Here is a 12,101-nt window from a genome sequence, read left to right on the forward strand (position 1 = left end):
CGGCGCCGGGACGTATCGATGAGCGCCCACGTAAATCCGGACATTCCGGGTATACGATGTGTGTATACGTTGTATGCATAGGGCGTATCCGAACAGTAAACCAGCCGTACTGTTCTGTCAACGCGTAGGCATACGATGTATGTTTTGTGGATGACCGGACACTCGCCAGATCGCACTAAGGGTTTGATTCCCGCCGCGGACCGCGAGGAGCCCCTCACCAGGGCGCTCGTACTCTCGACGGCGTTGGCGATCATCGACGAGGAAGGTGCCGACGGCCTCTCCATGCGCCGACTGGGCAAAGCGCTCGACAGAAATCCGATGACTCTCTACAGGTACGCGGCCAACAAGGCGGCCCTGCTGGACGGGGTCGTCGAGACCGTGCTCGAACAACTGGTCGTCGACCCGTCCGATCGCGACTGGAGGGGGCAGCTGCACGCGGTTGCGTACGGGTATCGCCGCCTCGCGCTCGCGCACCCCAACGTGGTTCCTTTGCTGGTCACTCGGCCGCTGTCCACCCCGCTCGGATTGCGCCCTCCCGGGACGTTGCGCTACGTCGAAGCGATTCTCGAACTGCTGATACGGGCCGGTTTCACTCCTGAAGACGCATTACACATCTACCGAGCAGTGTTCGGCTTCCTCAACGGGCACATTCTCAACGAGCTTCAGGAAATAGTCGAAAATCCCGAGGAGACGGACGATCTCTTGCGACTCGGTCTGCATCGGCTTGCGCTTGCCGAGTTTCCGAGACTGCGGTCGATGGCTACGATCATGGCTCACTACGACGGGCAGGACGAACTCGAGCGCGGTCTGGCAATCCTTCTGGAGGGTCTGGCGACGGCATCTCCTCCGACGAGGGTTGAGGGCTGACCACTTTCAGTTTGGGTATAGACATGAGACGACCTCGACGGCCACACAATTCAGGGGACCGACGAGGTCGGTAAGCGTCAGCGCAGTCACTGACGTCTACATTTCAACCGTACGAGTCACGGTTGGCAGGTGGCGGCGAGCTTCGTCCTTGTTGTGTGAGTGTTTCGTCCTGCTTCGCCCATTTCGGGCGGTTCCTGACCTGCTGCAGGTGATGGCTCTTCGGTTCGGCCGGAAGGCTTCATCGAGCTGAACGTGTGTAGAGCGCCTGTAAATGCCTTCCGTCCGCCTCGGTGGACGGACGGAAGGCATCAATTCATTTGTGGGTGACCGTATTCGGCGAACACGGTCTGGTTTTGTCAGGGTTGAAATTCTTCGTTGGTGGGGTTCTCGGGCGGGGTGGCCGCGAGGATGCGCTTCCACCAGCCTTGCCGCTGCGGGTCTTCGTTCCAGACGACCGGTTCAGCCAGAGCTGCGGCGGGGGCCATGATTGGCGCGGGCATAGTGGACCTCCTGGATGAAAGGCTCTCGTACAGTCGATTTCGTGCCAAGCCGTTCAGGTCAGGCTTCGATCTGTCCTTGGGCTTTCACCTCGGAGTTTGCGGTGCGGGACGGCGGCCCCGACGAGATTTCGATCCGCCGCGGTTTCGCCTTCTCTGCGATCGGCAAGGTCACGGTCAACACTCCGTTGTCGTATGAGGCGACGATCCGTTCGGAATCGATGTCCTCACTGATGGACAGCTGCCTTCTGTATGTTCCTGTGAAACGCTCACCGGCCAGCCACGTCACTCCCTCTTCGGAAATGGCGCTGCGGTGCGCGGTCAGGGTGAGGGTCGAGCCGTCTACCTGTACGTCCACTGATCCTGGGTCGACGCCGGGAAGATCGGCGTGAAGGACGTAGTGGTCATCGATCTTGTAGAGGTCCATCGGCATGAAGCGTGGACTTCGGCTGCTGCCGGTTCCGGTGGCAAGCAGGGACTTGGTGATCGCGTCGATGTCGGTGAAAGGATCGAAACGAAGCACAGCAACACACCTCCCGTATCGTCTAAGAAAGGTCACCGTCACCTCGACGGCGACCGAACTTACTGTGCGAGAACATGATAACCAGCCAAACTGGCACTCTGCAACCTCGAGTGCCAGATTTTTTCGGTGAACTTCGGTCCGATTTTCGGAAGTATCCGAAATGGCGCGATCAGTTCGCCAGGGATGTCAGAGGGTCCGGCGAAACACCTTGTCTTCGTCGACTGTGACGGCACCGGATGCGATGAGTCGTTCGAGGTGTAGCTGAGCTGTCCGTCGTTCGACGGCGTCGACGTACGGGGCCGATACGTGGGGGCGGTAGACGAGTCGATGAGCGACTATGTCTTCCAAGAGTTTTGGTTCGCCGAGGAATTGGATGAGACGGTCTTCGCGGCTCAGTAATTTGTCGCGGTATGCGGACAACCGGCGACGGAACTCGTCGCTGCCCTCGACCACGCCCTTCTGATGGAATGTTCCGTACCAGCGTGCGTCGATCGTTGCGACGTGGTCGATGGAGTCGAGGAAGTCGTTGACGCTGCTACCCAGGTCGCCGTACATCGGGCCGAAGGAGGTGAGGTCGATGTCGGCGACGTAGAAGAAGCCGTCGGGTTCGACGAGGACCCCGCAGTGTCCGCGGGTGTGCCCTGGCAAATGAATGACTGTCGCAGTGCGGTCGCCGAGGTCGAAGACGTGGCCGCCCGCGATCCCCGACACGTTCTCGTGGGTCGGGGGTATGCCGTATTGCGTAGCAATCGACTGCTGGACCTCGACTCGTTCGTTCGGAGGAAGGCCGTAATTGGTGAGCATCGTGTCGAGGGATGCGACTGCGGGTGCGTCGAGATGGTGCGCATAGGCCGGGGTGTCGAAATGGCGTAGTCCGGCGATGTGGTCCTCGTGCCCGTGGCTGACGAATACGAGGTCTGCGCCGACGGGGTCGCGGTCGAGGGAGAGCGAAGGGTCGATGACGAGCGTGCTTTCAGATCCGTGCACTACCACGGTGTTCCCGTAGGGGACGGCACCACCGTTCTCAGGAACCAGTACCGAGACCTTGCCGAATTCTGCAGGTGTGAACATCTTTCGCCTTCCTCGTGACGATCGTGTCGTGACGACACCGGCTTGCAGGTTCGAATCAGTGGAGATGTTGTCGAGACGTCTCGACAGTATCCGTTGCCCAAGCGGCGAGGTGCATCGGATAGTGGCAGTAGATCCAGTCAGTGTGCAGTGTCGGCTATTTCGTCGAGAGTCCGTTCGACGGCTCGGGCGATCTTGCTTGCAGGTGGGAGATGCTCGGCATCGGCCTGGATTCCGATCCAGAATGTGTCGTTGTAGGACGCTGCGGTGAAGCCGACGCGGACATTGCCCGCCAACGGGCCCAGAGGCCAGAGTTCGACTAGCGCTGCCCCGTCGAGTGTGAGCGGGCCGCGCGGTCCATGGACGTTGGACACGACTGCACCGATCATGTGCTGCCGCTTTGCGAGCTTGTCGAAAATGCCGGCGATACGCGGTGACCGAAAGGTTGTTCCCGCAGCGCGTGCGGAAGGTTTGGCCGCAGCGGTTTGCTTCGCGACGATCGCGACTGTGCGTTGTGGGTCGGTTTCACGAAGTGGAAGGTCGATGATCATGAACCCGACGGCATTGCGTGCGCTACCGATCGCTGTGACTGCGACGGGTACCGATACCGCAATCGACTTGGGGATGGGCTCGCCGCATTCTTGGAGGATGAATCGCAGTCCGCCGCCCACCGCAACGAGATAGGCATCGTTCAACGTGCCTCCCGCTTGCTGCGCGGCATGCTCGATCAGAGAGGTGCCGACGTTGACGGACGAGATCGATCTCGTGGGACCAATGGCGCCCAGTAACACCCGTGATCGGATTGGCCGGTGCAGGAAAGTACCGATTCGAAATCGGAGGAGGTCGAGGGAACCGGCGGCCTTCGGAGGGATGTTCGGCACGGGAGCGCCCGGGTCGGTACTTTTCGAATCAGGTGAGGCGAACAAGCGCTCGAAAAGGTCGCTGGCTCTGGCGCCGTCGAGAACCGCGTGATGCACTCGGATGACAATGCCGCACAGACCCGGTCGAGCTGCAGGAACGAAGGCGATGTGCCACAACGGTCGGGTGGTGTCGAGGGGTTGCATCACGAGTCGACCACAGACGGATTCGAAGTCGGGTTCTGTAGGCCCGCGTTCGTCAAGCGAGAGATGGAGGTCGAAGTCGATGTCGTTTTCCGTCCACCACCATGACCCGTTCCGCATGATCGGTCGCTGCCGCAGTAACGGCTCCTGCGCGATGTGAGCGGCGAGAGTGCGGTGAAGTCGCACTAGATCAGGTCGACCGTCTCGATCGACGAAGCCGCCAGGAGCGAGCAGTCCGGCAATAGTGACCAGGTAGGGCTGGACGTGCACACCGAGCTGGAAGCTCGCAGCGTCGACGGGTGATATCGGCACGTCGGGTGTGGTGTCGACCATCTGCTGAGCCTAATCGAGGCGACACGGTGGACGGCGCTGGTTTCGGCTAGCGGATCACCAAGTCGTGGTCGGTGGCGCTGAGCGTGATCGCGGCAATGGGGTTTCCGTGCATCCAGTCCTGCACGAACGCGTCCAGAGCGGGGTTCGATGCCCGATCCGCGTACGCGTCCGACGGGATCTCGATTGCCCCGACGAGGTGGCGCGGATCGGCATCGAGGCCGGATGCGCGGGGAGTCATCCGTAGTCCGTCGGCGGTGTGCAGGACGACCGGAAGAACCGTGCCATCCGGTGCAGTCACGGTCGCGGTCCGCGTGGTGGCGACCGGGTCGAAATGGTCCACGTCCAGTCGGTATCCGGACGGTTGTGCGTGCTGGCCGATCGCGTCGAGCATGCGCGGATCCACCACAGAGTACGGAAACCCGATGTCGATCAGAGTCTGACCGTCGATGGCACCGTCGCGGGCGGGCAAGGTCGTGGACAAGTGCCAGGGGGCAGCGGTGGACAGGGTATCCGTCGACCGGTCTGTCGGCGCGTTTTCGATCAGTGTGCCGAGGAGGGACGCGCCGGTCGGCGTGAACTCCCAGTCGCTGCCGACGAGATCCTTGTGCCAGAAGCCGGATTCGGCGCCGCGGAGACCCTCGACACGCAACTCCCGCCGGTTCGGGCCGGGACCGAGTGAGTGCACACTGATCGCGGATGTGACTTCACCGGGAATTTTGGGCTGGTGCACCCAGTCTGGGGCCGGAAGTCGGATCGCGGCGGTGCTGCGGTCGAGTGTTTCGGCCACGAGGTTGGGTGCGCTGGGCTTGTCCGACTGATCTTCCCAGCTGTATCGGAAGAAGATCGAGTCCGATCCCGAAGAATCGAAATCAAATGTGCGGGTGTACATGTCGCCGTACTTGTTCATCACGAAAGTGGTTGATCCGGCCGCCGACAGCGAGTCCGCCTGGAATCGCCCGCCGAGCGGGCCGCCGATCTCGTAGCTGTCGTCGTTGGGCAGCCACGGGTCCGCGTAGGTTATCCGGCTGCCATCCCCGGTCAACGTGGGGATCATCGTCATCTTGGCGAGTCCGACGAAGTGAATCCGTCCTGCGACGTCGGTGAAAGTTTGGTTGTCCCAAGGCGACGAGACGCTCAGTGCCCACCCGTTCGGGTGGTCTCCGGGGAGTTGTCGGCCGGGACCGCTCCACAGCGGTGCGCCCCATGCCGAGGTCCAATCCCACACCAGCGGATCCTGGGATGCGTTGTCCATCGTGTAGATCCAGCCGTTGTCGTCGACCGCGACGAGTTCGTCGTCGTCCAGTGATATCCCGACCAGTCGTCCACGCAGGCACTCGGGCATCGGCACGAAACGCCACGGTTGAGCCGTTGATGCGCCTGTCTCTCGCGGCCGAGCGAGTAAGTCGTGGTCGACTAGCGCGAAGTCCCAGAAACGATTGAATTGCGTAGTTGGCGTGCGGATCTGGACCGAGCTGGGGGCGGTTGAACCGGTGAATGTCGGTAGGTTTGCCAACCCGACTCGACCTCCACCGGAGGGCGCACCTGGTGGCAGTTGGGCGGTTCCGAATGATATGCAACTGGCCGGCCCAGGTTCGGTGGGCGCGGCAGCGGCGAGGGGAGTGGACCACAGGAGGGCGGCGGAGAGTAGGACGCCGACGCTCAGCAGTCGCGGTCGGTGCGGGTGCGAAACTCCACTCGCGGTCTCGTTCACCGTCCGATTGTCGCACGATTCGCATTGTTTGTATGGATTGTGCGGATTGTCTACTTGTGTCGGTTGTGGCGCAGAGTGCCGATCGCTGTGCTCGAGAGTTTGTTGACGATTGGAGAGGTTGTCTTGCAAGTACTTTCGGAGGAATTGTCAGCCCACTCCATAGGTTTACCGTTCAGATGGGGCTTGCCACCACTTGCAGATACGGTGGGGTGATGAGAAGGCCGAAGTCGTTGGGTGAATGGTTGGTAGCTGATCCTCCGGCGTCCGCCAAGCCCCCTGGGCTGATTCTTCTTGCCTTCACCGTTGTTCCGCTTGTTGCGTTGATCTGCGAGCATTACGGTTGGTGGCCTTCGCCGTTCGGGGAGTACAGATGGTTGGATCCCTTCCTCGTCAGCGCTGCGGCGCTGCTCATCTTGATCGTGGTCGGTCTGGTGTGGGCGATCCGCACCCTCTACGTCCTTGGCCAGGACCGGCGGTGGTCGTGGTGGATTCTGCCCTCCCCGATCGCCGTCATCGCTGCAGTCGCTCTGGCGTTGTTGATGCCGCCGGCAACTTTCCTCGACAAGAGCGGAGAGTTCGAGACCATCGCGATTGGTCTTTTGGAGCAGCCTGAATCGACCGTGGAAGAGCTCGAGATCGGCCAGTTCGATATCAGTAGTGCCCATGTCGTGCGGCCGGATGAGGTCTACTTCATCGACGACGACAGCATGTTCATCACCTCGAGTGGGTGGGTGTACTCGCCCAGCGGCCCACCATCGGGGTTCGATGATTTCTCCGCAACTCACCTCGGCGGACCTTGGTACGAGTTCACGGCGGTATGGCGTGACTGATAAATCGAGTGGCCTGTAACGCAGGCCTGTAGCTACCATCGCGGTGTGGATACGTACACGGTGACGCCCCATGGGCGTGAGGGGGTTGTCGGCGTCGTCTTCGCCGGCGACAGATAGCGCATTTCGGACCCGACAGCACTTGGTGCTGATCGGGCCATGAGCTGTACCCACCTTCACCGAGCCACGATTGGTATACACCCATGATCATTTTGACCGATACATCTATTCGTTCCAGCCTCGTCAACGCGAGTCGTAAGGAGAAGTCCGATCTCACCGTTCCGGACGGCTTCGGCACCATCGACTTCGACGCTCTCGACTACCTGGGCTGGCGAGATCCGAAAATGGGCCGACGCGCCTACGCGATCGTCCCGACACTCGACGGGGAGACCATCGGAGTCTTGCTCGTTCAAGCCGAGGCCACTCCGCGATCGCGCGCCCAGTGCTCCTGGTGCCGCGACACGCGACTCCCCAACGAGGTCGTCTTCTACGGCGCCAAGTTGGCCGGGCCCGCCGGTCGACGTGGCAGCACGGTCGGAACACTGATCTGCCGAGACTTCCAGTGCTCGTCCAATGTTCGTAACGACCCCCCGCTCCCGTATGCCGGCTACGATGCCGCCGCTGCGCGCCAGAACCGGAAAGATGAACTGGTGCTGCGGGCTTCGAGTTTTGTCGAGCGGGTGGCTCGGCAGTAGAGCGGACCAAATCGGGGACGAGATAGCACCCTGTTGCGACGTTCGTCCCCCTTTCCTGACTCAGGGAGGGGGACGAGCTGTCTAGACGGGTTTGATCCGACGAGCACTTCGAGACGACGCGACATGTGGCGTCGCACATGATCGCGCGGTCACGGCGTTGCTCGACGCAACGTCGCCCAGGCTCCGGCGATGCACGCGATGGCAAGGGCCAGAGGGAGTAGCGCCATCGGTACCAGTCGGGGAGTATCGACAAACCACGAACCGATCGCCGGCCACCACCCAGCCCAGGTGATCGCGATCGCTGACAGGCCGAGCAAGCCGAAAAGCCCGGTGAGGGAGGCGAGTAGACCGGTGATCCTCCACCGCTGGTAGATAGCACCTGCCAGCATTGCGATCGAACTGGTCAGCAGCAGCGTCGCGAACAGTGCGAGCAACTGTACGGCGGTGTTGTCGGTGAAATAGCGTGCGATGCCGAACATGCGCATGTGCACACCCCAGCCGTTGGTGGCGGACTCCAGCACGGACAGCAGTTGCAGCGCGATTGCGAAGACTGCGGACTGTGCCAGCGCCATAACCGTGGTGGCAGTGAAGAACTCGCGGCGAGTCACGCTCAGTCCGAGCGCGAATGGGAACGTCTGCGTCATCGACTGGAGGTAGAACGCCAGCACGAAACCGTAGACCGAGAACACACTACCGGTGAATCCTTCACCCTCCTCGTTCCCGACGATCGCGTAGATAGTGAAGCTGATCAGGAACGAGATCAACAGGATGCCCACCGGCCAGGCGATCAGCAACGGCCACGCGACCGTATGCAGTTGTAGGACGGCACCGATCCTGGACCGAGCGGGCGTCTTCGGGACCGTCCGTGGCTCTGTCGTTGCGATACTCATACGGTGATCTCCTTGCGCTGCGTCGAAGTCGCGATGACAAGTTCCTGCAAAGATGCCGGTTCCACTTGGACTCCCGCCTCCCGCAGTCGGTTTCGCTCGGTCTCTGTCACATCGGCCTGCAACATGATTCGGCTGTGGGCACCCAGTGTCTCCCGGCGCAGGACCCTGCCGGACGCGGCAACGGCATCCACCGCATCAATGGGACCGGATACCACCACGGCGCGGCTACGCAGTGCATCCGCGTCTGCGTCGACGACAATCCGGCCGCCGTCGACGACAATCACGTGCTCGAGCAGATTGGCTACCTCGTCGATCAGGTGAGTCGAAAGCACCACAGTGCGAGGATGTTCGGCGTAGTCCGCAAGCAGGCGATCGTAGAACAGTTGGCGTGCAACGGCATCGAGACCGAGATACGGCTCGTCGAAAAGCGTCAGGGGCGCGCGGGAGGCGAGTCCGATGATCACCCCCAATGCCGACCGCATGCCGCGTGAAAGCTTCTTCACCTTGCGACAGAGGGGAAGCTGGAAGTCGTCGAGCAGTGTCTCGGCGAACGCGTGGTCCCAATTCGGGAGTAGATGGCCGGCGGCGACGAGTACGTGCTTGACCTTGAGGTCTTCGGGGTACGTCTGGCTTTCCTTGACGAAGCACACGTTCGCCAGTACGTCGGCATTTTCGAACGGGGCAGCGCCGAATACCTCGACGTCGCCGCGGGTGTGCAGGTCCTGCCCGGTCAGTATCTGCATGATCGTCGTCTTGCCTGCGCCGTTACGGCCGAGTAGGCCGTAGATCTTGTTGCGGCTGATCTCGAACGAGACGTCCGCGAGCGCGTCGACATCCCCGTACTTTCTGTCCACGGAGCGCATCGAGGCGACAAGTTCAGTTTCGTCGAAACGCCTGACTCGGGGCTCGGTCGTTGTCGTGCTTGCGTTCATCGGTCCGCCTTCCAGTCGTCCAGCATGGATTTGAGTTCGCCGAGGGAAATCTGGAGCCGGTCGGCCTCCGCGACCAGCGGCTCGATGTACTGGCGCGCGAACGCTTCTCGGCGTCTGAACCTGAGTGCGTCGCGGGCACCGACCGTGACGAACATTCCGATTCCCCGTTTCTTGTAGAGGATCCCCTCGCCTACGAGCTGATTGAGGCCCTTGGCTGCCGTCGCCGGATTGATTCGGTGGAACGCCGCCAGTTCGTTGGTTGAGGGCACCTGCCCGTCTTCCGGCAGGGAGCCGTCGATGATCGAGCCTTCGATCTGCTCGGCGATCTGCTGGAACAGTGGTCGTCCGTCGTCGATCACGATGATCGATGCCCGATGTTCACTGGTTCATTACTCATGTAATGAACCATAGAACATCGTGGGGCATGTTGGCAATGAGATCGCGGAATCTGGCACCGATGACTTGGGTCTCCGAGCGCTGCCTATCGGGACATTCATCGCAGAGGCTGATGGAACAGCTTGGATGCAGACCGGCTACGACTTCGAGATCCCGGGGCGTTGCGCACAGGCATTGAGCTTCTTCGAAACCATGGAACCGCCGATCTAGGTGGTCGACCACGGGACGGGGCACCTTCGGGTGGCCGGTAGTTATCGCCTCAATGAATTCGGCCACCTCGTCGAAGGCGGCAACTATGTCGCGGGGGTCATTCTGCATGGACGTTGTCGATGGAGAGTTCGCTATGTGTTGACGCAAACACCCGTCAGCATCGGCAGTTCGCCACCCACCCGTGAAGCAGGCGAAACCACCAGCCTCGGCTTAGGGGCGTAACCCGTAGTCGTAGAACGGAAGCCGGACCGCACGCGGCGGTCGGGCCCCTTTTCGTCAACCCAAAGACGGAGTCGTATCCACCGCAAGTAGGGACTTAGCGCCCCGTTTTGGTGTTTCTGTACTGATTTGCAATCCCGATACGTACGCTTCCGGCCAGGGAATCGGACACTCGACCAGCAGGGGTATCTATGCCGAATGTGACAGTGAAATTCGGGGGTTCAGACCCGGAAACAGCAGACCTCGCACGCCGGGCACTGCAACCAGTACTCGACAGCATCTACCGCACATACCGCAGGAAACCGCTCCCATTCGTCGAAGCCGCACTTAGACGCGCAGGTCGAGGAAGCTTCTCACAAGCAGGAATTGAACGATTCGCCGACTACATTTCAAGAGGAGACCGACCGATTCTCACCACATAGCGGCCGCTCGTGATCAGGCCGAAGACCGAAGCGCTTCCACCGGCTACCTGTTCGACGACCTAAATTGGTCAGTGCCAACTAGGTACAGGTCCATCGTGGTCAACATCAACATCAAGAGACAGCGCCCGCGTCCGAGATCGGTAGCTTGCCTCACCGTGGCAAGGGCACTCGAGCCAGCAGACGTATTCGATCAAACGGAGCTGAGAAGGCTGATTCAGCAGATGTACATTAATCGACCTCTGTGTGAATTCTGCTCACGGTGCACACTCGCGTGATCAAACCAGTCGGCGCTGTGACATTCGGTTGCTGATCCTATTCGGGGCGGCCTCGACCGACTATTTGGGACCTGTCAAACATAAGCTCCCCTTCCTGGCCAGGTAGGGGAGCTTATGTTTGTGACCACCGCACGATCCACGCATCTTCTGATATGCAGGTTTCAGGCAGAGCTGAAAATGTCATCCACATGCGGTCGGCCGATCTTCTCTACAAGTCGGGAGCGGTTAGTGGCCCTGCGCCTTCTAATGAGAAGGGGATCGTGGAACCGTTCGCCATCGCCACGATCACGTTGACGATAGCAAAGAGGACGTTATCCATTTGAATTCACCTCCTCGCTCCGTCTAGGGCCCGGCAAGATTCGCTACTGCATACAGGGCAGATGTCCTGCTATCGAAATTGGGACCTGCAATGTAAGCGGCGAGCCTGGACCGAATGAGGTGACTGTCCTGATATATCCGAGGCGATTCGAGGAGTTGTAGTCCACCAACCAAGGTCCACCAGAAGCGCCTGCGCCAAAGTTGCCCGGTTTGGGAGTTGCGTGAGAAGCCGTAGCTCCGAACGTCATAACCAGGGAAGGCGCTGCGATGCTTGCGGGGAATAAGGTTTCGACTCTGGACACTTACGGCCTTCTATCGAATTGGGGCCAATCTGCCGGTTCTAAAGATCTTCGGGAAGGTAGCACGACGCTAATGTGACAGTCCTCGAAACTGGGGTATTTCTTCGAGCTTTATCCGGCTCTCCGGATCCGGAGTGTATGGGTTGATCCACGGATGATCCGAGCAGGCACAAGATGTAGGTTGGTGAGCGTTTTCGATGTGCAGAGCGATGGTCGTACATTGGCACTTACGGTTAGGGCTGTCCGGTACTGAGGAAGAATACGTACTTGATTCTTTTCGAAGGTGATTTTTGACGGACTTGGGTATTTTCACAGTTGTGATTGTGAGAAGATCTGCATTCTTGCGTGAGTTGTGGTCCCCGGTGTCCGGGTGCGCTACGGCAGATCGGTTTCAAAAACTTCAACTGATAAGCGCGCGGAGTCCGAGCGGAGACAGTTTCCAACCCCATCGGTTGGTAGTCGCGCTCGAATCACTGATGGACGGCAAACGAACCGAGGTACCGGCGACCATCGGCTTCGAGGTCGACAGCACTCTCCTGACAGTGCGCGCAATGGACA

The 12,101-nt window shown here is 60.4% G+C and carries 11 protein-coding genes; 3 read left to right on the top strand and 8 right to left on the bottom strand.

Going from position 1 to position 12,101, the window contains the following annotated elements; genetic code table 11:
- The first annotated feature begins 150 nt into the window (after positions 1-150).
- Positions 151-867, top strand: coding sequence for a TetR/AcrR family transcriptional regulator C-terminal domain-containing protein (locus P0M12_RS18455; RefSeq protein WP_042452349.1), 717 nt, complete (start codon positions 151-153; stop codon positions 865-867).
- 356 nt (positions 868-1,223) lie between these two features.
- Here the strand turns inward: P0M12_RS18455 and P0M12_RS18460 are convergent, their stop codons facing one another.
- From P0M12_RS18460 to P0M12_RS18480, 5 genes are all read right to left on the bottom strand, one after another.
- The gene (locus P0M12_RS18460) at positions 1,224-1,367 is read right to left on the bottom strand and encodes a hypothetical protein (protein WP_165639161.1); all 144 of its coding nucleotides are present in this window, start codon (positions 1,365-1,367) and stop codon (positions 1,224-1,226) included.
- 58 nt (positions 1,368-1,425) lie between these two features.
- The gene (locus tag P0M12_RS18465; protein WP_003943740.1) at positions 1,426-1,887 is read right to left on the bottom strand and encodes an Hsp20/alpha crystallin family protein; all 462 of its coding nucleotides are present in this window, start codon (positions 1,885-1,887) and stop codon (positions 1,426-1,428) included.
- Positions 1,888-2,073: 186 nt separating this feature from the next.
- Positions 2,074-2,958 carry an MBL fold metallo-hydrolase gene (locus P0M12_RS18470; RefSeq protein ID WP_042452347.1) on the bottom strand — a complete coding sequence of 295 codons (885 nt, stop codon included), beginning with the start codon at positions 2,956-2,958 and terminating at the stop codon, positions 2,074-2,076.
- Positions 2,959-3,095: 137 nt separating this feature from the next.
- Complete coding sequence (locus tag P0M12_RS18475; protein WP_277376690.1) at positions 3,096-4,349, bottom strand: wax ester/triacylglycerol synthase domain-containing protein; 1,254 nt, start codon at positions 4,347-4,349, stop codon at positions 3,096-3,098.
- 46 nt (positions 4,350-4,395) lie between these two features.
- Positions 4,396-5,691 (bottom strand): hypothetical protein, encoded by a 1,296-nt coding sequence (locus P0M12_RS18480; RefSeq protein WP_346772267.1) that lies wholly within the window; start codon positions 5,689-5,691, stop codon positions 4,396-4,398.
- A 581-nt stretch (positions 5,692-6,272) separates the two neighbouring features.
- Between P0M12_RS18480 and P0M12_RS18485 the strand changes: the two genes are divergently transcribed.
- Both P0M12_RS18485 and P0M12_RS18490 read left to right on the top strand, forming a co-directional pair.
- On the top strand, positions 6,273-6,890 hold the full coding sequence (locus P0M12_RS18485; protein ID WP_277376691.1) for a DUF1109 domain-containing protein: 618 nt from the start codon (positions 6,273-6,275) through the stop codon (positions 6,888-6,890).
- Between the two features lie 200 nt (positions 6,891-7,090).
- Entirely contained in the window at positions 7,091-7,582 is a 492-nt protein-coding gene (locus P0M12_RS18490) for an FBP domain-containing protein (RefSeq protein ID WP_003943738.1), read from the top strand.
- A 149-nt stretch (positions 7,583-7,731) separates the two neighbouring features.
- Here the strand turns inward: P0M12_RS18490 and P0M12_RS18495 are convergent, their stop codons facing one another.
- From P0M12_RS18495 to P0M12_RS18505, 3 genes are read right to left on the bottom strand one after another with little or no spacing between them, the layout of a single operon-like run.
- Positions 7,732-8,472, bottom strand: a complete 741-nt coding sequence (locus P0M12_RS18495; protein ID WP_192712037.1) for an ABC transporter permease — start codon at positions 8,470-8,472, stop codon at positions 7,732-7,734.
- Positions 8,469-9,404: an ABC transporter ATP-binding protein gene (locus P0M12_RS18500; protein WP_042452339.1), complete on the bottom strand. Its 936-nt coding sequence runs from the start codon at positions 9,402-9,404 to the stop codon at positions 8,469-8,471. Before P0M12_RS18500 ends, P0M12_RS18495 begins: the two co-directional genes overlap by 4 nt.
- Complete coding sequence (locus P0M12_RS18505) at positions 9,401-9,763, bottom strand: GntR family transcriptional regulator (RefSeq protein WP_064114318.1); 363 nt, start codon at positions 9,761-9,763, stop codon at positions 9,401-9,403. The genes P0M12_RS18500 and P0M12_RS18505 overlap by 4 nt, the downstream gene beginning before the upstream one ends.
- Between the last annotated feature and the right edge of the window lie 2,338 nt (positions 9,764-12,101).

Origin of the sequence: Rhodococcus sp. RCBS9 (genome assembly GCF_029457415.1) — a bacterium.
In the GTDB taxonomy this organism is placed as follows: domain Bacteria; phylum Actinomycetota; class Actinomycetes; order Mycobacteriales; family Mycobacteriaceae; genus Rhodococcus_F; species Rhodococcus_F qingshengii.